The organism is Terrabacter sp. LjRoot27 (assembly GCF_964254175.1).
GTDB lineage: Bacteria > Actinomycetota > Actinomycetes > Actinomycetales > Dermatophilaceae > Terrabacter.
In genome coordinates, this window is sequence record NZ_CAXUSS020000001.1 from 1,014,442 (window position 1) to 1,036,147 (window position 21,706).

At 74.0% G+C, this 21,706-nt stretch carries 19 protein-coding genes; 5 read left to right on the plus strand and 14 right to left on the minus strand.

Translation table 11 applies throughout. The annotated features are described in order from the left end of the window. The first annotated feature begins 4 nt into the window (after positions 1-4). Positions 5-1,180 carry a lysylphosphatidylglycerol synthase domain-containing protein gene (locus ACSQ2D_RS04730; protein WP_435984863.1) on the plus strand — a complete coding sequence of 392 codons (1,176 nt, stop codon included), beginning with the start codon at positions 5-7 and terminating at the stop codon, positions 1,178-1,180. Here the strand turns inward: ACSQ2D_RS04730 and ACSQ2D_RS04735 are convergent. After that, positions 1,155-2,960 carry an SLC13 family permease gene (locus tag ACSQ2D_RS04735; protein WP_435984864.1) on the minus strand — a complete coding sequence of 602 codons (1,806 nt, stop codon included), beginning with the start codon at positions 2,958-2,960 and terminating at the stop codon, positions 1,155-1,157. The genes ACSQ2D_RS04730 and ACSQ2D_RS04735 overlap by 26 nt on opposite strands. Positions 2,961-3,079: 119 nt before the next feature. Between ACSQ2D_RS04735 and ACSQ2D_RS04740 the strand changes: the two genes are divergently transcribed. Beyond that, positions 3,080-4,597, plus strand: coding sequence for a leucyl aminopeptidase family protein (locus ACSQ2D_RS04740; RefSeq protein WP_435984865.1), 1,518 nt, complete (start codon positions 3,080-3,082; stop codon positions 4,595-4,597). Positions 4,598-4,850: 253 nt separating this feature from the next. Continuing rightward, complete coding sequence (locus ACSQ2D_RS04745; protein WP_435984866.1) at positions 4,851-6,293, plus strand: carboxylesterase/lipase family protein; 1,443 nt, start codon at positions 4,851-4,853, stop codon at positions 6,291-6,293. A gap of 10 nt (positions 6,294-6,303) precedes the next feature. On the opposite strand, the gene ACSQ2D_RS04750 is transcribed toward ACSQ2D_RS04745, so the two are convergent. From ACSQ2D_RS04750 to ACSQ2D_RS04780, 7 genes are all read right to left on the minus strand, one after another. Continuing rightward, positions 6,304-6,852, minus strand: a complete 549-nt coding sequence (locus tag ACSQ2D_RS04750) for a copper chaperone PCu(A)C (protein WP_435984867.1) — start codon at positions 6,850-6,852, stop codon at positions 6,304-6,306. 109 nt (positions 6,853-6,961) lie between these two features. Next, a complete protein-coding gene (locus tag ACSQ2D_RS04755) occupies positions 6,962-8,638 on the minus strand; it encodes an LCP family protein (RefSeq protein WP_435984868.1) in 1,677 nt (558 codons plus the stop codon). A 126-nt stretch (positions 8,639-8,764) separates the two neighbouring features. After that, positions 8,765-9,103 carry an ANTAR domain-containing protein gene (locus ACSQ2D_RS04760; RefSeq protein ID WP_435984869.1) on the minus strand — a complete coding sequence of 113 codons (339 nt, stop codon included), beginning with the start codon at positions 9,101-9,103 and terminating at the stop codon, positions 8,765-8,767. Positions 9,104-9,459: 356 nt separating this feature from the next. Then, a complete protein-coding gene (locus ACSQ2D_RS04765; protein WP_435984870.1) occupies positions 9,460-10,182 on the minus strand; it encodes a response regulator in 723 nt (240 codons plus the stop codon). Further along, complete coding sequence (locus ACSQ2D_RS04770) at positions 10,179-11,990, minus strand: GAF domain-containing protein (RefSeq protein WP_435984871.1); 1,812 nt, start codon at positions 11,988-11,990, stop codon at positions 10,179-10,181. The genes ACSQ2D_RS04765 and ACSQ2D_RS04770 overlap by 4 nt, the downstream gene beginning before the upstream one ends. A 55-nt stretch (positions 11,991-12,045) precedes the next feature. Beyond that, on the minus strand, positions 12,046-12,546 hold the full coding sequence (locus ACSQ2D_RS04775) for a pyridoxamine 5'-phosphate oxidase family protein (protein WP_435984872.1): 501 nt from the start codon (positions 12,544-12,546) through the stop codon (positions 12,046-12,048). Position 12,547: 1 nt separating this feature from the next. Continuing rightward, positions 12,548-13,189 (minus strand): hypothetical protein, encoded by a 642-nt coding sequence (locus ACSQ2D_RS04780; protein WP_435984873.1) that lies wholly within the window; start codon positions 13,187-13,189, stop codon positions 12,548-12,550. Positions 13,190-13,369: 180 nt separating this feature from the next. On the opposite strand from ACSQ2D_RS04780, the gene ACSQ2D_RS04785 reads away from it, so the two are divergent. Further along, complete coding sequence (locus ACSQ2D_RS04785; RefSeq protein ID WP_435984874.1) at positions 13,370-13,897, plus strand: universal stress protein; 528 nt, start codon at positions 13,370-13,372, stop codon at positions 13,895-13,897. Positions 13,898-13,900: 3 nt separating this feature from the next. Here the strand turns inward: ACSQ2D_RS04785 and ACSQ2D_RS04790 are convergent, their stop codons facing one another. From ACSQ2D_RS04790 to ACSQ2D_RS04810, 5 genes are all read right to left on the minus strand, one after another. Then, a complete protein-coding gene (locus ACSQ2D_RS04790; protein WP_435984875.1) occupies positions 13,901-14,770 on the minus strand; it encodes a glycosyltransferase family 2 protein in 870 nt (289 codons plus the stop codon). 62 nt (positions 14,771-14,832) lie between these two features. Further along, the gene (locus ACSQ2D_RS04795) at positions 14,833-15,936 is read right to left on the minus strand and encodes a glycosyltransferase (protein WP_435984876.1); all 1,104 of its coding nucleotides are present in this window, start codon (positions 15,934-15,936) and stop codon (positions 14,833-14,835) included. Continuing rightward, complete coding sequence (locus tag ACSQ2D_RS04800) at positions 15,933-17,015, minus strand: glycosyltransferase (RefSeq protein ID WP_435984877.1); 1,083 nt, start codon at positions 17,013-17,015, stop codon at positions 15,933-15,935. The genes ACSQ2D_RS04795 and ACSQ2D_RS04800 overlap by 4 nt, the downstream gene beginning before the upstream one ends. Then, positions 17,003-18,097, minus strand: a complete 1,095-nt coding sequence (locus ACSQ2D_RS04805) for a glycosyltransferase family 1 protein (protein WP_435984878.1) — start codon at positions 18,095-18,097, stop codon at positions 17,003-17,005. The genes ACSQ2D_RS04800 and ACSQ2D_RS04805 overlap by 13 nt, the downstream gene beginning before the upstream one ends. Positions 18,098-18,292: 195 nt before the next feature. Beyond that, positions 18,293-19,684, minus strand: coding sequence for a cation:proton antiporter domain-containing protein (locus tag ACSQ2D_RS04810; protein WP_435984879.1), 1,392 nt, complete (start codon positions 19,682-19,684; stop codon positions 18,293-18,295). Between the two features lie 330 nt (positions 19,685-20,014). Between ACSQ2D_RS04810 and ACSQ2D_RS04815 the strand changes: the two genes are divergently transcribed. After that, positions 20,015-20,776 (plus strand): ANTAR domain-containing protein, encoded by a 762-nt coding sequence (locus ACSQ2D_RS04815; RefSeq protein WP_435984880.1) that lies wholly within the window; start codon positions 20,015-20,017, stop codon positions 20,774-20,776. A gap of 27 nt (positions 20,777-20,803) precedes the next feature. Here the strand turns inward: ACSQ2D_RS04815 and ACSQ2D_RS04820 are convergent, their stop codons facing one another. Then, a complete protein-coding gene (locus tag ACSQ2D_RS04820; protein ID WP_435984881.1) occupies positions 20,804-21,646 on the minus strand; it encodes a sigma-70 family RNA polymerase sigma factor in 843 nt (280 codons plus the stop codon). Between the last annotated feature and the right edge of the window lie 60 nt (positions 21,647-21,706).

Consider the following 21,706-nt stretch of genomic DNA (forward strand, 5'->3'; position numbering starts at 1 on the left):
TCCGGTGACACGGGAGTCCGCTGGGGACCCTGCGGCCGGCCCCCCTCGGCAGCGGCGGGCCGATGCGCCGCCGCCGTCGTCACGACCGTCGCTTCCGTCGGCGCCGTCGGCGCCGTCGGCGCGACCGGCGCGACCGGCGGAGCCGCCACGGGCGAGCCGACGTCGGGCTCTGCTCGTCGGTGCCCTGAAGATCGGGCTCACGGTCCTCGCGCTGTGGTGGTTCAGCCGGGTCGTGCGGCGGGTCAACTGGCCGGCTGTCTGGGACGCCGTCACCGGTCTCGCCCCGCTCCAGATCCTGGCCCTGCTCGTCGTCGTCGCGCTGCGACAGTGCCTCAACGCCGGGCCGCTCGCGGTCTTCGTCCCGTCCCTCGGCCTGCGCCGCGCCGTGTCCAACGACCTGTCGGCCAACCTCGTCGCGACCGTCGCGCCGCCACCGGGCGACGTCGTGCTGCGCATCGCGATGCTCCGCTCGTGGGGGATCCCGCCCGCCGAGGGCATCGCCGGCATCTCGCTCAACACCCTGACCTACTACGTGGCGCGCTTCGGTGCACCCGTCCTCGGGCTGGGACTCGCCGCGGTCGCGGGTCAGGCCGAGCCGGCCTACGTCTGGACCGCGCTGTCGAGCGGCGCGGTCAGCCTCGTGGTCGTCGTCGGACTCGTCATCGCATCGCGGGGTGAGCGGTCCGCAGCGCGCGCCGCCGGGTGGGTCGGGGGCCGGCTGCGCAGGATCACCTCGCAGGTCGACCCCGTCGCGTGGTCGGAGCGCGCCGCCGCGTTCGTCCGGCAGGCCGGCGACGTGCTGCGCCGCGGCTGGGGCAGGGCCATGACCTGCCAGGTCGGGCTGGTGCTCAGCGAGGCGCTGCTGCTCGTGCTGTCGCTGCGCTTCGCCGGCGTGCCCGCGGTCGTCGCGCCCACCGTGACCATCGTCGTGGCCCTGCTCATCAGCTATCCGCTCACGGCCCTGCCGTTCGGTGGCGTCGGGGTGCTCGATGCCGCCGTCATCGCCATGCTGGGTCTGGAGCAAGGGCTGTTCGAGGCGGAGGCCGTCGCCGGCCTCGTCGTCTTCCGCGTCTGCTGGATGCTCGTGCCGCTCGCCCTCGGGGCTGTGACGGTGACGAGGTGGCGTCGCGGGCACGTCGCCGAGGCCGCGGCCCTCAGAAACGCCACACGAGGGGGATGACGGCGACGGAGACGACCAGCCACAGGAGCAGGACCGGCAGCCCGAGTCGCCAGTAGTCGCCGAAGCGGTAGCCGCCCGGGCCCATGATCATCATGTTGGCGGGCGTCGCGATCGGGGTGAGCAGGGACGCGGCGCCGGCGACCGCGACGAGCATGAGCACCGGCAGCACCGAGACCCCGGTCTCCTGGGCCGCGGCGACCGCGATCGGCACGACGATCAGCACCGTCGCGGTGTTGCTGACGACCTGCCCGAGGACCGCCGTGAGGGCGAAGAGCGCGACGAGCAGCACGTGGGGCCGGCCCTCGCCCACGACGTCGATGAGCCCCCTCGCCACGAGGTCGGCCGCCCCGCTCGTCTCGATCGCGGTCGACAGCGGGATGAGGCCGCCGATGAGCACGACGGTCTGCCACGAGACGGCGCGGTAGGCCTGGTTGACGCTGATGACCCTGGTGAGCACCATCGCGGCCGCGGCGGCGAGGCCCGCGATGGCCGGCGGCACGACCCCCAGCGCGAGCAGGACGACCATGACGAGGAGGACGGTGATGGCCCGTCCCGACCGCGGTCCGAGCGGAACCGCCTGTCGCCGAACGAGATCCGGGGAGTCGACGAGGAGCACGTCGCGGTCGTGGACGAGCTCCTCGATCGACGTCCACGTGCCGTGCAGCAGGAGGCTGTCGCCGGCCGTCAGCTCCAGGGGGGTGGCGCCGACGTCCTTGCCGAGCCGCCGGATGCCGAGCACGACGAGGTCGCTCCCGCGCATCTGGCCGGGGAAGGACGTCTCGCCGACGAGCGGGGAGCGCGGGGGCACGACGACCTCGGCGACGCCGACCTCGCGGTTCATGATGCCGGCCGACCCGACCGTGATCGGTCGCATCGCGACGGCGAGACGCAGCTCGGGCACGAGTCGGCTCACCGCGTCGCTCGCCCCGCTGACGACGACGACGTCGTCGTCGCCGACCGGGGTCGCCCCCGTCACGGCGTGGCCGCCGGCGCTCTGCACGCCGATGAGCGTCACCCCCGGGTATGCCGCGAAGTCGAGTCGCGCGGCCGGCACCCCGACGACGGGCGACCCGGGGCGCACCCGGAGCCGGTAGAAGCCGTCGTGCAGCTCGTAGTAGGTCGCGAGCCGGCTGGCGTGCCGACCGAGGTCACGGACGGGCTGCGACGAGGACCGGCGGGGGAGCACCCGTGGTCCGAGGAGGACCCCGAGCGTCACGGTGCCGATGACGAGCGGCAGGCCGACGACGGCGAAGTCGAAGAAGCGGAAGGGGTCGGCACCGGCGTCGACGGCGGCGTTCGCGACGATGACGTTGACCGGACTCCCCGTCAGGGCGAGGAGGGACCCGGCGCTCCCGGCGAAGGCCATCGGCATGAGCATCAGCGACGGCGACCGGCGGATGCGGGCGGCGAGGACGAGCACCATGGGCAGCAGGGCCGCGACCGAGCCGTTGAGGGTGATGACGGCGGTCAGCACCGCGCACAGGCCGAGCACCGCGACCATGAGCCGCACGGTTCCGTCGCCGACCACGTCGATGAGCCGCTGGCCGGCCCACGTCGTCACGCCGGCCGAGTCGATCGCCTCGCTGACGACGAAGAGGGAGGCGATGAACACGACCACGGGGTCGCCGAACCCGGACAGTGCCGTGTCCGCGTCGACGAGGCCCGTCGCGTAGAGCGTGAGGCAGGTGAGGACGGCCACCCCGCCCACGGGGAGGCGGTTCCAGATGAAGAGGACGACGGTCGCCCCGAGGACCACCAGGCTCGTCGTCGCGGGGCTCATCGCCCCATCGTCGGTGCCGGGGCCGTGCGGTGCGGTCACCCACGACGGGTGAATCGGGTGCGGCGGCGGGGCGACCATGCTCGGAAGGACCAAGACCACCGTCATCGGAAGGAGTCGGCGTGAGCACCCCCGCCATGCGCACTCTGGATCCCATCCCGTCCACCCGGACGTCCGCCACCGTCGACGTCGTCACCCAGCTGCCCGGCGCCGACGAGGTCGGGGCTGTCGCGGTGCCCGTGGCGGAGGGCGCCGAGCCGCCGGCCGACCTCGGCCAGGACGCCGCGGCCCTCGCCGCCGTGGGCTTCACCGGCAAGCGCGGGCAGACGATCGTGCTCCCCGGTGGCGGACGCGCCCTCGTCGCGGTCGGGATCGGGTCGGTCGACGACGTCGACGAGGCCGCCGTCCGCGACCTCGCCGCGACGTTCGCCCGGGCCGTGCCCCAGCACACCCGGCTCGCGGTCGAGCTGCCCGACCGGGAGATCGGGCTGTCACCGGCCGACTTCGCCCGCGCCGTCACCGAGGGAGTCCTCCTCGCGCGCTGGAGCTTCCGCATCAGCGACACGGACGACGACCAGGCGCTCGAACGCCTCGTCCTCGTCGCGTCGGCACAGCACTCGGAGTCCGCGATCGAGGGTGTCCGCCGGGGTGAGGTGCTCGCCCGTGCCGCCGCCCTCGGCCGCGACCTCGCCAACTGCCCGGCGGCGGCGCTGACCGCGACGCGGATGGGCGAGGTGGCCCAGGAGGTCGGGCCCGCAGCCGGTCTCGAGGTCGACGTCGTCGGCAAGGACGAGCTCGTCGAGATGGGGTGCGGGGGGCTGCTCGGGGTCAACCTCGGCAGCGTCGAGGAGCCGCGCATGGTGCGCCTCCACTACGTGCCCGAGGGCACGTCGAGGGGACACCTCGCGCTCGTCGGCAAGGGCATCATGTACGACTCCGGCGGCATCAGCATCAAGCCGAGCGACGAGTCGCACGCGCAGATGAAGAACGACATGACCGGCGCCGCCACCGTGCTCGCGGCGATGACGGCGCTGCGCGACGCCGGCTGCCGGACCGAGGTGACCGGCTACCTCATGTGCACCGACAACATGCCCTCGGGCTCCGCGCTCAAGCTCGGCGACGTGCTCCAGATGCGCAACGGCAAGACCGTCGAGGTGAAGAACACCGACGCGGAGGGTCGTCTCGTCATGGCCGACGCGCTCGCCCTCGCCGTCGAGCTCGACGTCGACGCGATCGTCGACATCGCCACCCTGACCGGCGCGTGCCTACGGGCCCTCGGGGTCGACATCGCCGGGGTCATGGGCAACTCGGAGGCGCTCGTCGACCAGGTCCGCGCAGCCGGCGACGCCGTCGACGAGCCGGTCTGGCCGTTGCCGCTGCACCGCGCCTACCGCAAGCAGCTCGACTCGCCGATCGCCGACATGACCAACCTGGGTGGCCCCGACGCGGGCCAGATCACGGCGGCCCTCTTCCTCGAGGAGTTCGTCGGGGGCAAACCGTGGGCCCACATCGACATCGCCGGCACGGCTCAGCTGCCCGAGGCCAGGGGCTGGCGCAACAAGGGGGCCACCGGCTTCGGCAGCCGGCTCCTCATCGAGCTCGCCTGTGCCTTCGAGAGGCCGGTCGAGGGCGGCGCGTGAGCCCACGCGCTCGCGTCCGTCACGACACCGTCGGCAGCCGGTGACGTGACGTCGACGTGAGGGGCGGCGGGACCGGGGCAGCCCCCCGGTCCCGCCGGCGACCCCCGGTCGGTGACGTCGGACGGACCCGTCGCCCCCGTGTCACGCGCCACCCGCCCGACGACACGACGTCCGGGAGCTGCTGCAGGCGGCATACGACCGACACCCGTCAAATGGCTCGCGCCGCAGCCGCCACCGCGGCGACAATCGTCCGGTGGACATCGAGGTCGCGGTCACGGGTGGCGTCGTCCGTGGCGCGACCGACGGGGATCTCGCCGTCTTCCGGGGGATCCCGTACGCGGCGCCCCCGGTGCCCTTCGCCGCGCCCGAACCGGTGCGGCCCTGGCACGGCACCCGACCGGCCCTGGCGTTCGGCCCGCCCCCGCCGCAGTCGGCGGCGTTCGGCATGGACGCCCTGACCGACGAGGGCGACGAGTGGCTGACCGTCAACGTCTGGTCGACCGACCTCGGCGGTCGGTCACCCGTCATGGTCTGGATCCAGGGAGGGGCCTACCTCTTCGGCACGTCCGGGCTGCCGGAGTACGACGGGAGCACCCTGGCGCACGACGGGGTCGTCGTCGTGACCTTCAACTACCGGGTCGGCCTGGACGGTTTCGGCTGGGTCCCGGGCACACCGGCGAACCGCGGCCTGCTCGACCAGGTCGCTGCCCTCGAGTGGGTCCGCGACAACATCGGCGCCTTCGGCGGCGACCCGGGGCGTGTCACGGTCTTCGGCCAGTCCGCGGGCGGAGGCTCGGTGGCGGCGCTGCTCGCCATGCCGCGCGCCGTCGGGCTCTTCCACCGGGCCATCGCGCAGAGCGTGCCCGGCACGTTCTTCACCCCTCGGCTGGCCGCCGACATCACCCGGGCGTGCGCGGCCGAGCTGGGTCTCGACCCCTCCGAGCTGCCGGCCGCCGACCCTCGCGCGTTGCCGGCCGCCGCTGACGCCGTCGCGGCGACGATGGAGGTCCACGCGGACCGCTGGGGGCGCGCGGCCCACGCGAACGTCCCGCTCGCGCCGGTCGTCGACGGCGACGTGCTCCCGACGACACCGTGGCCGGGCCTGTCGGGCCGGGTCGAGCTGCTGGTCGGTCACACGCGCCACGAGCAGCGGCTGCTCACGGCGCTCGCCGGCCTGCTGGGCGAGGTCACCGCCGACCAGGCCGCCGAGGCCGCCGAGATCTTCGGCCCGGACCCGCACCTCTACCGCGAGAGCTTCCGTGACCCGGAGGAGCTCTACGACGTCGTGCGCTCGGACTGGCTCTTCCGTATGCCGTCCCTCCACCTCGCCGAGGCACAGCTGGCCGCGGGCGGCCGGGCCCACCTCTACGAGCTGACGTGGCCGGCACCGGGCATGGGTGGTGTCCTCGGGGCCTGTCACGGCCTGGACGTGCCCCTCGTCTTCGGCAACCTCACCGTGGGCCAGCCCGCCCTGCTCATCGGTCACCCCTCGGTGGAGGCCGAGTCGGTGTCGGCGCAGATGAGGAGCGCGTGGACGGCGTTCGCGACGACCGGCGACCCCGGCTGGCCCGCGTACGACACGGGGGCGACGCGCCTCTTCGACGTGGAGCCGGAGGTCACGGGCTACCCCGAGCAGGTCTCGCGCCGGATCTGGCGCGAGCCCCCGAGTGTGCTCGACCTCGTCGAGCCGTCCTGACCGGTGACGCTCAGCTCGTGGCCGGCGCCACGGGGGAGACGGGGGAGACGGTCGGCAGGCCGAAGCCGTCGACGAAGACGTTGACCGTGACGCTCCCCGCCTTCTCGAAGCGGAACGTCACGGGCAGGAGCCGACCGGCCCGCACGTCGAGCTGGAGGTCGACCATCTCGAGGTGGAGGCCGCCGGGGTACTGCAGCGACACCACGCCGCTCGCCGGGACGTCGACGCCGACCGGAGCCTCGGGTCCGTCGGTGCCCTGACGCATGATGACCTGCGTGGCGTAGGCGGTGCTCACGGCCACGAGCCGGTCCGCTGCCGCCCCGTCGTTGGCGAGTGTCGTGAAGAGACCCGTGTTCGACCCGCTGAGCAGCTTGCGGTCCTCGGGAGCGTCGATGCGGGTCGCGAGGAGCCGGAGGTCACCGACCTCGGCGTTGACGCTCGTGCCGCGCGCGGGGTTGCTGATGCGCGCCTGCACGGGGTCCGGCTGCGAGGTGCAGGCAGCGAGCGGAACGACGCTGACCGACAGGAGGGCGACGACGACGATCGGGCTGGTCCTCATGGCCGTCAACGCTAGGAGGCGCGCGCGGCGCCCGACTCCCCCGTCGAGGGTGATCGGGCGGCGCAACGCCGGCCGGCAGCGGACGCCGGCGGCAGGTCGGACCCGGGTCTCAGCACTGCGCGTAGGGCGTCGTCGTCGGACTCGGTGTCGCGGGCGTGCGCGGCGTCCGGGTCGTGCCCGTGCCGTCGGTGGAGCCGGGCGGTGTCGACGTCGACGTCGACGTCGACGTCGACGTCGGTGTCGGCGATGTCGGCGATGTCCTGGTCGGCTTCGGCGCGGCGATCCCCTTCCTGACGAGCGTCCGGATCCTCGCGTAGTCGGGGTTCCACGGCTTGATGCCGTCGCCGAGGGTCAGCGTGACGCTGTTGACCCTGGCCTTCTGCGCCCGCTCGACGAGGTCGACGAAGGCGGGCAGGCTCTGGGCCGGGATGTCGGTGTAGATGTTGTCGCGGGCGATGCGGGCCAGCTCGGGGTACTGCCCCACCATCTCGGCCGGGTCGACCTGCTCGACGATCGCCTGGACGACGCATCGCTGCCGAGCCTGCCGGAACGTGTCGTTGTCGGCGGCACGCGAGCGGGCGTACCAGAGCGAGTGCCAGCCGTCGAGGTGCTGGCGGCCCGGCTCGAAGTACGCCTTGACGTCGACGATGCGCTGGTCCGCCGTCACGTGGCCGCCGATCGGCAGGGGACCTCCGGTGCCGGCGTTCTTGACGTTGATGTCGAGGCCGCCCATGGCGTCGATGAGGAGGGAGAAGCCCTTGAGGTCGATGACGACGACGTGGTCGATGGTCAGCCCGACGACCTGCTCGACGGCGCCGCGGATCTCCTCCCGGCCCGGCACGACGCCCTTGGGGTAGGCGCCCGGGTGGTCGACGGCATAGGTCTCCGCCTCGTAGTAGAGGTTGGTGAGCATGCACTGGCCGGTGACGCCGGGCTCGTTCTGGGCGCACGACCGCTCGGGGTCGCCGAAGCGACCGGACGGGTAGCGCGCGCGGAGCGGGCTGTCGGCGGCGAGCGGCGCCTTGAGCAGGTTGCGCGGCATCGAGACGAGGGTCGTGCGCCCCGACCGCGTGTCGATGCTCGCGAGGATCATCGAGTCGGTGCGGCTGCCGATCCGGTCGGAGCCCGCGTCGGAGCCGAGCAGCAGGAGGTTGACCCGGGCCTGCTGGGCCCACGGGTCGTCGCCCTCGACGACCGTCGCACCGACGCCGGGTCGCGCGGGTGGCGCCGAGAAGACGACCTCGACGGTGTCCTGGGTGATGAGGGCGTAGTCCGCCGCGGTCCACGCCCCGCCGCCGACCACCAGCACCATGAGCGTCGTGAACACGGCGAGCAGGCGGGTGCGGCCCCGGTCGAGGGCGCGCGGCCGGGCTCGGACGGCGGTCAGGACGATCGACGCGCACCAGACGAGCCCCCACACCACGATGACGACGACGGCCATGCGGAGCAGGTCCGGCCGCGACACGACCGTGAGCGCGGCGCTCGTGACGCCCTGGGTCAGCACCGCGTAGGCCCCGCAGGCGGCAGCGGCCAGGGTGACGCCGAGGATGCTCCAGCCGACCCAACGGCTGCGGGTCTGGGTCAGGCCGGCACCCGGCAGGACGGTGCCGAGGGCGGTGAGACCGAGCGCGCGGCGGAAGCCCGAGTCCAGCTCGCGTCGCACCTGGCTGCGGCGCGGCTCGTCGGATCGGGCCGTGGCCGTGGCCGTGGCTGTGGCCGGGGCTGGGTCGGGGCCCGGCCCGGACTGCGGTCGCGACTCGTGCGCGGCGGCGCCGTCCGGCTGCATCGTGCTCCTCCCGCCTGGCCCGTGCGCAGGTCACCGAGCGCCATCATGCCGTCCCGGAGCGCCGAGCAGAAGCACCGCGGCGGACGGAGCGGTCGGGGGAGCGGCCGGGGAGAGCGGCCGAGCGGGTCAGGACCGGTCGATGAGCCCCGTCTCGACGACCTCGAGGGCCAGCACGTGCAGCTTGACGTTGCGCGCCATGCTGGCCCGCCGCAGCTCGTCGAACGCCTGCTCCCGGGTCACCCGGCGGAGCGCCATGAGGATGCCGATGGCGGCGCCGATGTCGCGGCTGTGGTCGAGGGCGGCCTCGAGCTGGAGGGCACGCGACTCGGCCGCGTCGAGGCGCTCGAGGGCCTCGAGGAGGTAGGTCTCGACCGGGGTCAGCTGCTCGTCGGCGTCGTCGGTCGCTCCGAAGACCGTGTCGACCCCGTCTCTGGGCGAGGTGCCCGCCACGACGTCTGGCTTCATGCGAAAACTCCTACTGGTACCCCGCCAGCAGCCTTTGCTCGACCGCGAATGGTGCTCCTCAAGCCTAGGGGAACGGTGCGACACGTGGTGCCGAGCGGGGTGGGGCGTCCCCGTCGTCCGGTTCGACCGATCTGGACGCGGGACGTCGGCAGGTGACTGAGGCACCCGACGATGGGTACACGTCACGTGGCGGCATCGTCGCTCTTCAACCAGCCAGGGGCGGCGGTGACGTCGCCGCCGGGCGCAGGCGCCGGACAGGAAGCGAGACGGCACCCGCTCGGGGGATCGGGTGCCGCCTCACCCACACCATCGCGGCCGGCGTACTTCCGTTACAGCCGCCGGGCTCGCGTATGCCGTCACGGGCCTTCGTGACGCTCCGCGGGGTCTGCGCCGTGCTGGGCCCCGTAGACCGCGGCCTGGGTCCGGCGCTCGAAGCCGAGCTTGGCGAGCAGGCCGGACACGTAGTTCTTGACCGTCTTCTCGGCGAGGTGCAGGCGCTCACCGATCTGGCGGTTGGTCAGCCCCTCGGCGATGAGGGTGAGGATCTCTTGCTCGCGGTCGGTCAGGGACTGCGAGCGCGAGCCCGGACGACCCGGGCCGTCGCGCCCCGGCCCGCGGGATCCCGCACCGTCCACCGGGTCGGCGCCGTGGGACCGGCGGATCCGTTCGAGCAGGCGCTCGACGAGGGCCGGGTCGATGAGGGAGTGTCCCGCGGCGACGTGCGCGACGGCCTCCGTGAGAGACGTGCCGCGGATCTGCTTGAGCAGGTAGCCCGAGGCACCGGCCATGACCGCGGCGAACAGGGCGTCGTCGTCGTCGTAGGAGGTGAGGATGAGGCAGCGCGTCGTGGGGCTGCTCACCTGGATGTCACGGCAGACGTCGATGCCGCTCCCGTCGGGGAGCCGCGCGTCGAGCAGCGCCACCTGCGGGGCGAGCGTCGGGATGCGCCGCAGGGCCTCGGCGGCCGTGCCCGCCTCGCCGACGACCCGGAACCCGTCGTGCGACTCGAGCAGGTCGATGAGGCCACGTCGGACGATCTCGTGGTCGTCGAGCAGGAACACGGTGATCGGCGTCGTCATGGGGTCAGCAGGGCAGTCCATCTCAGCACCGTCTCCTTCCCGTCGGTCGTGAGGGTGCAGTCCCCTCCATGGTCGCGGGCACGCCTCGTGAGGTTGACGAGACCGCGGTGCCGGCGCTCCGGCGGGTGCGCGGCCCCGTCGGTGCGGCCCAGGTCGTCCGGGCCGTCCGTGCCGTCGGGGTGCGCACCACGCACGGCGGGCCCGTCGTCGGCCACCTCGACCGTGACGGCGTCGGCCGTGACGACGACGCGGACGGCGACGGCCGAGCACCGCGCGTGCTTGACGACGTTCGTCAGGGCCTCCCGGAGCACGGCCGTGACCTCGTGGAGCAGGACGGGGTCGATGACCGTCGCGACGGGCCCCTCGAGCCGGAGGGTCGGCTCGAGGCCGAGACCCGCCGTGGCGGCGGCCACCACCTCGAGCAGGACGGCGCGGGCGTCGAGCGACGACGGCGGCTCCTGCAGCTCGAAGATCGAGGTCCGGATCTGCCGGATCGTCTCGTCGAGGTCCTCCACGGCGCGGCCCAGGGTCGCGCGGACCGCGGTCTCGGTGGCCCGCTCGGTGACGGCCTCGAGCGACAGGGCGGTGGCGAAGATGCGCTGGATGACGAGGTCGTGGAGGTCGCGGGCGATCCGGTGGCGGTCCTCGAGCACGGCGATGCGCTCCTCGTCGGCCCGGCCGTCCGCGAGCTCGAGCGCGAGGGCGGCGTGGGTCGCGAGCTGCTCGCCCATCTCGACGTCGCTGGTGGTGAACGGACGGCTCCCGGCCCGTCTCGCGACGACGACGGCGCCGCGCACCCCGGCCTCGCCGACGAGCGGGCACGCCATGGCCGGTCCGCCCGAGCCGTCCTCGGCGACCCACGCGAGCGTCGGGTCAGCGGGCCCGGCCGCCTCCGCGAGGACAGCCCGCCGCTCGCGCATCGCCGTGCCCGCGAGCGACGGGCCCGAGAGGTACGCCGTCCCGACGAGGCGGTCGGCCCCCACCCCGCGCGCGACCCCGACGACGAGCCGGACGGCATACGCCAGCGGTTCGTCGGTGGGCACGGCGTCCGCCCGGTCGGGGAAGTCGAGGGTGACGACGTCGGCGTCGGCGAGGCGCAGCACCGCGTCGGCGATGCGGACGAGGACCTGCTCGCCGAGGCCGGGTCGCAGCAGGTCGCGGCTGACCTCGGCCGAGGCCCGCAGCCACTCCTGACGGCGCCGCGACTCCTCGTAGAGACGGGCGTTCTCGATGGCCACGCCGGCGCTCGCGGCGAGGGCGACGACGAGGTCCTCGTCGTCGGACGTGAAGTCCTCGCCGTCGAGGCGCTCGGCCAGGTAGAGGTTGCCGAAGACCTCGCCGCGAGAGCGCAGGGGCACCCCGAGGAAGCCGTGCATCGGCGGGTGCCCGGCGGGGAAGCCGACGGAGCGCGGGTCGTCGGTGATGGCGTGCAGCCGGATCGGCTCGGGCTCCTCGATGAGCGCGCCCAGCACTCCGCGACCGGTGGGCAGGTGGCCGATCAGCTCGACGACGTCGGCATCCATGCCCGAGTGGACGAACTGCTCGAGCCCGCCGTCGAGCCCGATGACCCCCAGCGCGGCGTACCGGGCCCCCGCGACGGTGCGGGCCGCCTCGACGATGCGCCTCAGCACCGCCGGCAGCGCGAGCTCGGAGACGACGGAGCGGTTGGCGGCGAGCAGCCCACGGAGGCGGTGCTCCGCGGAGCCCGCCGAGACGCGCGACCCCGGCGCGCCCGTGACGCGGGACGACGGGACGCGCTCGACCATCAGCGTGCCGTCGGCGAGGGTCGCGGGGGCGTCATCACCCAAGGCTAGGCCCGCGCGGCGCCTCCGGTGGCTCGTTGTGTCAGGTCCCGTGGGGCCGTCAGTGCGCACTGCGTCGGGCCGCGGAGGGCACGCGCTGCGAGCCGAAGGAGCGGCCGGTGATCCTCTCGACGCTGATGCCGATGAAGACGTTGCGCACGCCGCCGGCCCACGGCTCAGCACCGTCGACGGTCCACAGGTGCGTGAGCAGTGCGGGTGACGCGACGGCCTGGGCGCGACCGCGGGCGATGACGCTCCACCCCGTGTGGGCGACGTCGTCCAGGTCGTCCACCTCGAAGACGACCTGGGTCGGACGCACGAGCTCCGAGAGGACGCCGAAGGGCGAGGTGCGGAAGACGATGAGGTCGGCCGCGCAGGCGTAGCTGACGGGGAAGATCTGGGGGCCGTGGCCGGCGTTCCACCCGATGCGTCCGACGTCGCGCGACTCGAGCAGGGTCTGGCACTCGGCCGTCGTCAGGTCGGCGTAGTTGATCCGCCGGCTCGAGCGCTGCCCGTGGCTGCCCGTGGCGCCGTCGCCGGCCTGCTGCCCTTGGCTCGTCATGTCAGGACCTCTGCGTCGGCCCGGCCGAGGCCAGGCGCTGGGGGTGGCGGGCGCGGGCGGAGTCGTGTCCGACGGGGCGTCCGAGCTCGACGGCGCTGACCGGCCTCGGCTCGGGCGTCACGGCGCGCAGCATCGCCCGGCACCGGTCGAGCTCCGCACGGACGTGGGCGAGCTCGGTGCGCACCTCGAGGTAGTGCACGAGGTGGTCGCCGACGCTGCGCGCCCACGCGTCGACGGCACGCCAGTCGGCGCACCACGTCATCGGGATCGTCGCCCGGCCGTCCTCCGGTCCGGCGTCGGAACCGCCGTCCGGCGGCTCGGTGGGCCGGCCGCGGACCGAGGGCCGCCCGCTCCAGTGGCTCACGTGCAGGTGGTCGACGGCGACGACGAGGTCGAAGCCCTCCCTCGACGTGATGGCGACGCACGGGCGGCAGGTGACGCGGTGCCCGGCGTGAGAGAGCTCGTCGGCGATCGACGCGGCGATGGCCTCGTCGATGCCGGCGGTCGTCGCGGCGTACGCGGAGGAAGCGGGGCCGGCCGAGGTGACGGGTGTCCCGGTGGGGACGACGCGGGTGTCGTGCGACTCGGTCGCGGCATCCGGTGGGGGCGGTGGGGTGGAGTACGTGATGAGAACGGTGCACATGGTGCTCTCCCTGGTCGGCGGCGCCGGGCGCGGCGCTGTCTCGATGGTGCGCGAGGCGAGGCGCACGATGACACGGCCGAAGGTCGCCACGTGGCGGGACCAAGGTCCCGGATCGGACAGGACCGATGGTTCTGTCGCCTGGCCGGCTAGCGGCGGAGGCTGGGCACAGAGGTGAGCACCATGGACGAGACGACACGGCCCGGGCGAGGTCCGGCGCGCTCCGAGGCGCCACGTGCGGCGGCACGGGCCGCCGGAGCGTCGGGCGCCGACGCGGCTCGGCAGATGGGCAGGATCGTGGTGGGCGTGGACGGCTCGAAGCAGAGCCGGACCGCGCTGCGCTGGGCCTGCGCCGATGCGCGCGCCACGGGCTCCGTCGTCGTCGCGGTCGCGGTGTGGCACCTCTACCCGCTGGGGCCGCCCGAGCGTGTCGGGGCGTCCCCGTGGTGGTTCACGGCCGACCCCGAGGAGGCCACCCGGGCCTTCCTCGGGGAGGTCGTGGACGAGGTGGCGGACGACTTCCCGGACGTCGTCGTCGAGCAGCAGGTGCTCTCGGGGCATGCTGCCGAGCAGCTGATCAGCCTGTCCGCGGTGGCCGACCTCGTCGTCCTCGGGGCGACCGGGAGCGGCGGGTTCGCCGGCATGTCGCTCGGCTCGACGAGTCGGGCCGTCGTCGAGCACGCGCTCAGCACCGTGGTGCTCGCCCGCTGAGGCTCAGACCGGCGCTTCGCCGGCGACGTGCCACGTGCCGTCGGGCGTGCGCCGCGCGAGCCCCTGCGCCGCGAAGGCGTCGAGCCAGCCCTCCATCGGCCACCAGCCCCACCGTCGGGCGAAGCGGTTGGCGTTGGCGACGACGTCGTGCACGTGCTGGACGGGTGGCGAGGCCGTCGGGTGGTGCTGGTGGTGCGCCGCGGCCCCGCCGACCCAGAGCAGGCGCCCACCTGAGGCGCCGAGACGCTGGCCGAAGTCGGTGTCCTCGCCGCCGTAGCCGACGTAGGCCTCGTCGAAGCCTCCGACGGTCTCCCAGGAGCCCACGGTCAGGGCGAAGGAGAGCGACCAGAAGAGGCGCAGGTCGTCGGCGGGGCGGACCTCGTCGGCGCCCAGGACCGGCCGGGCGGGGTGCGGGGCGGCCAGGGCCGGGAGGTCGAGGTCGCGGTAGTCGCGTCCCGCCGGGGCCGGCGGCAGGTAGGCCACCTCGCCCGAGAGCACGAGGGGGCCGCCCGGGCTGCCCGGTCCAAGAGCCTGTCGGCCCGCGTCGTCCAGCACGGCGGCATACCGCTCGACGAGGCCCGGGGAGGGGATGCAGTCGACGTCGAGGAGCACGACCTGCTCGGCGCCGGCTCCGGCGGCGACGGCGACCCCGAGGTTGCGCGCCGCGGCCAGCGGCAGCCGACCCTCTCGTCGCGGCAGGCTCGCGACGTCCACGTCCCAGGGCCCGGCGTGCGACCGGGCGAGCGCCTCGACCGCCGGGTCGTCCATCGCGACGACCACGTGGGCGTCCGGCGGACGGGTCTGGTGGCGCAGGCCCCACAGCTGGCGTTCGAGGTGCGTGTGGCGCCCGTGCACGATCGTCACGACCGTCACCCGGTGCCTCCCCGCTGCCGAGGGTGCGGGCGGTCCCGATGCCGATGCCGAGGCCGCGGGGATCACGAGGCGGTCCGTACGCCGGTGCCCGCGCCGCCCTGACGGTCGGCGAGCTCGTCGAGCCCGGCCGCGGCGCAGATCGCCCCCTGCCCCGTCGACCACCGTCGCCAGCCCTCGCCGCCGCGGTCCAGGGCTCGCTCGAGCAGTCCCGGCCAGGCCGGTGCCGGTGGCCACGCGGCGACGCCGACGGCGGCCCCGAGCCGGTCGACGGCGGCCGCCGTCGTGACCTGCTCGTCGAAGGGGCGCGGCTGGGCCACGACGACGGCGGGACGGCGGGCCGCGGCGACCTCGGCGACGGCGTTCTGCCCCCCGTGCGTGACGACGACGTCGGCCGACTCGAGGTCGGCCCACAGGTCGGGTGAGGGTGAGCCCGGACCTCGCTCGATCCACTCCCAGCCCGGCGTCGCGGCCCGGGCGGCGGCCACGTCGTCGTCGGACGTGGACCGCCCGCCCCCGCCCCAGAGGACGAGGACGCGTCGCGGCGCGGGCTCGCCCGGGTCCGGGCCGGCGGTGCCAGGCGTGTCGGCGAGCGCCTCGATGCCGCCGGCGGACGATCCGAGCGACGTGCGTCGACGGGTCGGGACCCGGCCGTCGAAACGCGAGATGCCGCCGACCGCCCACAGCTTGTCGCGCCACGCCTCGGGCCAGTCGGCCGCGTGGGCCGCCTCGGGCCACGGGGCGAGGAGGGCGTCGGCGAGGTCGTACGCGAGGCAGTGGGCGCGGTCGGTCCGCTCTCCGGGCATGGCGAGCACGACGACGGGCACGCCGCACAGCCGGACCAGCGTCGCGACCTCCACGGACACGTCGACGACGACGAGCGAGGGCCGCGTCCGCGTGATCCACGCGGCCAGCGCGGCGGCGCGTCGGGCCAGCCCGGCGTCGTGCCGGGGCACCCAGTGCAGCACGCCGCCCGCGGACGGGTCGGCGTGAGCGACCTCGGCCGCCGGCATCCGGTCGTCACGGTCGAGATGCAGCCACTCCGACGACCAGCCGTCGGGTGCCGGCAGGGAGCTGATCCCCGTGACGGGCGACTCGAGGTGCTCGGCGACGGCCTGGAGGCGGGTCAGGTGGCCCAGCCCCTGGTGGTGGACGTACCAGCCGATCATGCGGCACCGGACATCGCGGTGAGGGACTCGTAGATCTCGAGGTAGCTCTCGACCATGCGGTCCACCGAACAGGCGGCGACGGCGTGCGCCCGACAGGCCCCGCGGTCGAGCTCGACCGCTGCGGCCACGGCCGCGCCGGCGGCAGCGTCGTCGCAGTCGCGGGGGAGCAGCACGCCGACTCCGGGGACGACGAACTCGCGCAGGCCGCCACGGTCCAGGGCCACGACCGGCGTCCCGCAGGCGAGGGACTCCGCGGCGACGAGGCCGTACGGCTCGTCCCACTCCGGCGTCACGAGCATGGCCGCGCTCGCCCCGACGAGGGCGACGAGGCCGTCGGTGCCGAGGTGGCCGACGTACTCGACGTCGTCCCCGAGCTCGCCCGCGACGTGGCGGGTGAAGTAGGCCGCGTCACCCACCGGTCCGGCGATGCGCAGCCGGCGGCCCGCGGCCCGAGCCATGGCGATGGCGCGGTGCGGGGCCTTCTCCGGGACGAGACGTCCGACCCACACGAGGTCGCCGCCACCGGGTCCCTCCACCCACCGCTCGACGTCGACGCCGTTGTGCACGACGTGCGCCGGGGTGACGTGCGCCCACGACCTCGCGGTGTGCTCGCTCACGGCGACGAAGTGGCTGTGCTGCAAAGGATTCCGTGACCGGGAGCTGATCTCGATGGCGGGCTCGAGCCACGGGGTCGGTGGGGTGTGCAGCGTCGTGAGGACGGGTGCCGGCAGCGAGTCGGCCATCGCGACGGGAAGGTGGTGGAGGCTGTTGTTGTGCACGACCGCGACGTCGGGGCGCCGCTGGAGCGCCAGCATGACCTGCAGGTACGCGTGGTGCTCGCGCAGCCAGGCCTCGGGCACCATCGACACGTCGGCCCTGGCCGTGTCGCTGAGGCGCAGGGGCTCGACGTCGAGCGCGGTCGCGCCGAGCTGCGGGTCGCTGCCGGGTCCGGCGAAGAACGACACGTCGACACCGCGGCGACGCAGGCCGCGCACGAGGTGCCACGTCAGCGACTCCAGGCCACCGGCGAACGGCTCGGCGATCGGGTGCCTCGCGGCCGCGAGGATCACGATGCGCACGCGACACCCCGCTCGGCAGCGGCGGCCAGCACGGCGGCATACACCTGCTCGTGGGCGCGGGACACCTCATGGCGCTCGCGCCGTCGGTCCTCCGGATCGGCCCGCCACGAGGGTCGCTCGCGGTACGCGCGGAGCAGCGCGTCGCGCAGCGGCGGCGCGCCGCCGTCCGACAGCGAGCCCGGCGCGCCGTAGAGCAGGCACGGGCGCTGGTCGGCGTAGTGGCCGCAGTCGGGTGCGACGACCGTGGTCCCGAGGTCGTGGCACGCCTCGAGCCAGCCGGAGTGCGTGCCGAAGCGGTAGGGCAGCACCGAGACGTCGAGGGACTGGAGGTAGTCCCACAGCTCGTCGTCGCCGAAGTAGTCGTGCACGTGCAGGTCGACGCGGTCGCCGGCAGCGAGCTCGCGGAGCCGGGGCTCGAGGTCGGTCGCGTGCCGGGGCCGGCCGGGGGTCATGACGTCGGTGTGGGCGTCGACGCGCAGCCGGGCGCCGGGCATCTCGGGCAGGGTGGCGACGATCTCCTCGATGACGGGCAGCGGGTCCATGCCAGCGCGCAGGCTCTTGGCATGGACGCCGAAGACGTAGCCGCGGTGTGGGATCCGGGGCCGCGAGAGGCGCGGCTCCTCGACGACGTGCGGGTGGGGCACGACGAGGGCCTCGCGGCCCCAGCGCCCGGCTATCTCCGCCGCCGCGCCGGGGGTCAGGGTCAGCACGGCGTCAGCGGCCTCGACGAGGACCCCGAGCTGCGCGTCGTGCAGCTCGCGCTCGTGGTGGTGCGGGTTGCGCAGGTCGTGCACGGTCAGCACGAGGGGGCGGCCGTGCCGCCGCAGGCTCGAGGCGACCCGTGAGAGGTCGTCCGGCGACACGGCGTCGAAGCCGAAGTGCACGTGCATGACGTCGAACTCGTCGGCGTGCGCGTCGACCCAGCCGGGCTCGAGCATCCGCGGGGGCCACCACTGGGCGTCGGGCACGTCGGCTCGGGGTCGGGGGTCGGCCAGCCTCGTCACCGTCGTGTCGCCGTCGGGAGGGGCGAGGTGGCGGACGTAGACGTGGCCTGCGGGGACGGACGCGATGACGGGGCTCAACCGGTTACCTCTCGGTGCACGCCGCCCGACGCACCGATGGAGGGGGCGCCGGCGCGGACTCGGGGGGCCGCTGGGCTGGAGCCTCCGGTGAGCCCATACCCGGGTCGGACCACCACCACACCGATCCGACGGAACGCGCGCGGTGTGCGAGGTATGCGAGGTATGTGCCGTTGTCGGGACCCGGGGCGTATGCCGTCAGGCCGGCTCGGCGGCCCCGGCGGCCCCGGCGCGCTCGCGCCGGCGCTCGAGGTAGCGCATGACGGGGGTGGCGAGCGTGCCGTGCACCATGACCGACAGCAGGATGGTGAAGGCGACCGTCGACCACAGCCAGCGCTCGTCGGCGAAGGCGTGCTCGCCCGCCGCGAAGGCGAGGTAGTAGAGCGACCCGATGCCGCGCACCCCGAAGAACGCGGTCGCCAGGGTCTCGCGACGGCCCAGGCCCCCCGGGAGGTCGGCGGGGCGAGCGCGGACTCGCAGGCTCGCCCACCCGGACAGCGGACGCACGACGAAGACGAGCGCGAGGGCGATGACGACCCCGCGCCAGTCGAGCTCACCGAGCACGCCCTTGGTCATCGCCATGCCCAGCATGAGCAGGATGATGAGGGTCAGCAGGCGCTCGAGGCGCTGGACGACCTCGTGCATGGAGCGGTGGTAGCGGTGGTTGCGCTCGGCCGCACGCAGCGTCATGCCGCACGCGAAGACCGAGAGGAAGCCGTAGCCACCCACGAGCTGGCTGAGGCCGTAGGTCATGACGAGGGCCGCGAGGGCGAGGAGGGGCTCGCCCTGCTCGGCGAGCCGCAGCGAGCGGCGCGGTGACCGGAACGCGACCTTGGCCAGACCCCACCCGACGGCGACGCCGACGAGGACGCCGACGACGACCTTGCCGACGAGGTCCCAGGCCAGCCAGTGCAGGCCCCACGTCGAGAAGCTGCCGGCGGACGCGAGCAGGACGGCGGCCGTGACGAAGGGGAAGGCGAGCCCGTCGTTGAGGCCTGCCTCGGAGGTGAGTGCGAAGCGCACGTCGTCCTGCTCGTCGACGGGCTCCCCGAGGGCCTCGCCGCCGTCGCCGTCGTCGTCGCCGTCGTCACCGTCGTCGTCGTCACCGGACTCGCCCGGGCCCGAGCCGTCGACGCGCGGGCCCTCCACCTGGACGTCGCTGGCCAGCACCGGGTCGGTCGGTGCGAGCGCGGCCCCGAGCAGCAGGGCCGCTGCGGGCGCGACGCCGAGGCCCCACCCGAGCAGCGCCACCGACGCGATCGTCAGGGGCATCGCGACGGCGAGCAGACGCCAGGTGGGGGACCACGAGGCCCAGGCCGAGCGGCTGCGCCAGTCGAAGGAACGGTCGATGGCGAGCCCGACGCCCATGAGCGCGACGAGGATCGTGAACTCGGTGACCCGTTCGACCTGCGGTCGGATCACGACGGGGTCGAGACGCATGCCCTCGGGCAGCGGCAGCAGGCCGATGACCATGCCGAGGAGGAGGAGGACCATCGCGGCGGACACGGCATACCGGTCGAGGACGGCCGGGAGCACGGCTGCGAGGAACATCGCCAGACCGGCGATGAGGTAGATCAGGTTGATCGACATGACGACATGCGGGGTTGCTCCTCGGGATGGGCCTCATGAGGACCTACCCGCGACGGTGCTGCGACGATCGGTGGGCCCGGAGAAACGGGAGCACGTCGGGCGCAGAGCACCGGTGGGAGAGCGCGATCGTCCACCTGCCTCCTTGCCCATGCGGCCTGCCGGCTCCTTGTTTGGCCGGCAGACCTGCGCAGCAGACGCCCCGGGACGCATGGCACGCTGTGTCCATTGCACCCCTGTCCGTGCACTCGTGCAACCAGGGCGGGCCGGCTCGTGGACCCCTCGCCACACAGCGCGTCGAGGTCTACGGTCGACGAAGAAGGATGGTGAGCCGTGGGCGTGGACGAGCTGGCACCCGGTGACGACGCGCTCCGCGACGTCGCGGAGACGTTCGCGAAGCTCGGGGCCGACCTCGGGTCGATGGGACCGGACGACACCCTCGACGCGCTGGCGCGAGCCGCTGTCGAGCGAGTCCCGGGAGCCCGGTGGGCGAGCGTCACGAGCTACGAGCACGACCGCTTCAGCACCGTCACGGCGACCGACGAGATCGCACGGCGGGCCGACGCCATCCAGTACGCCGTCGGGTCGGGACCGTGCATCGACGCCATCGTCGACGACACCCTCTACCGGCCCCGGGACCTCCGGCACGACGAACGGTGGCCCGAGTTCGGCCGGCGCGTCTCGCAGGAGGTCGGCATGCGCAGCATGCTGTCCTACCGCCTGGGCCACGAGATCGGCGACCGCGTCGACGGTCTCAACATCTACTCCGACGAGGTCGGCGCCTTCGACGAGCGGTCCGAGCTCGTCGGGCTGATGCTGGCGACGCACGGCGCGCTGGCCGTGGCGCTGACGGCGAACCAGGAGCGGGTCGACAACCTCCAGAAGGCGCTGCTGTCGAACCGCGAGATCGGGGTGGCCATGGGAGTCCTCATGTCGCGTCACCGCATCACGCGCGAGCAGGCGTTCGGCCTGCTCCGCATGGCGAGCCAGAACTCCAACCGCAAGCTGCACGACGTGGCGCTCCAGGTGGCCGACACCGGTGTGCTGCCGCCGATCGCCGGTGACCGTCCGCGGCGGGGGCTCACCGACGACTGAGGAGGCCGGGCTGGCCGGGCTCGCCTCTCACGAGGCGGTGCTCATCTCCTCGGACACGTTCGCCGGCGGCTCGTCCGAGTCGGGATCGTGCTCGGCGAGCTGCTCGTGCAGTCGTACCGTGATGCGTCGCAGGATCCGTGAGACCTGCATCTGGCTCACACCACGCGCCTCGCCGATCTCGCGCTGGGTCATGCCCTCGACGTAGCGCATGAGCAGCAGCTCGCGCTCGTCGTCGTCGAGCTCGGTCAACGCCTCGGCGAGGCACACCCGGTCGTCCGCTCCGGCGAGCGCTCCGTCGTCGGTGGCGAGGAAGTCGGCGAGGCCGGGGCGCTCGTCGTCCGAGGGGCTGCAGTCGAGCGACAGCGGGCGGAAGCCGGTGGCAGCGGCGGCCACCTCGCGCACCTCCTCGACCGTCGCCCCCACCGCCTCGGCCAGCTCCGCGTCGGTGGGAGTGGCGCCGAGCTCCTGCTCGAGGCGACTCCGGACGGACTGCAGGTCGGCGCGCAGCTCCTGGAGGCGGCGCGGGGGCCGCACTACCCAGCCACGGTCACGGAACCACCGCTTGAGCTCGCCGGAGATGGTGGGCACGGCATAGGCCGCGAACGACGGGGCGTGCCCGGGCTCGTAGCGTCGGACGGCCTTGACGAGGGCCAGACGGGCGACCTGGACGAGGTCGTCGTGCTCGACGCCTCGTCCGTCGTAGCGTCCGGCCATGGAGGCGCAGAGGTCGAGGTAGAGGTGCACGATCTGCTCGACGACGTGCTCCGACTCCTCGGCCGTGCGAGTGGCGGCGAGACGGCGGAAGAGCTCGGACGTCTCGGCGTCCCGCTCGGCGAAGGACAGTCGGGGATGCTGAGGGTGCTGCGACATGACTCATCTCCGGGGGTGCGGTGACGGAGTCGGCGCTGTGATTGGACCGCTCAGACGACT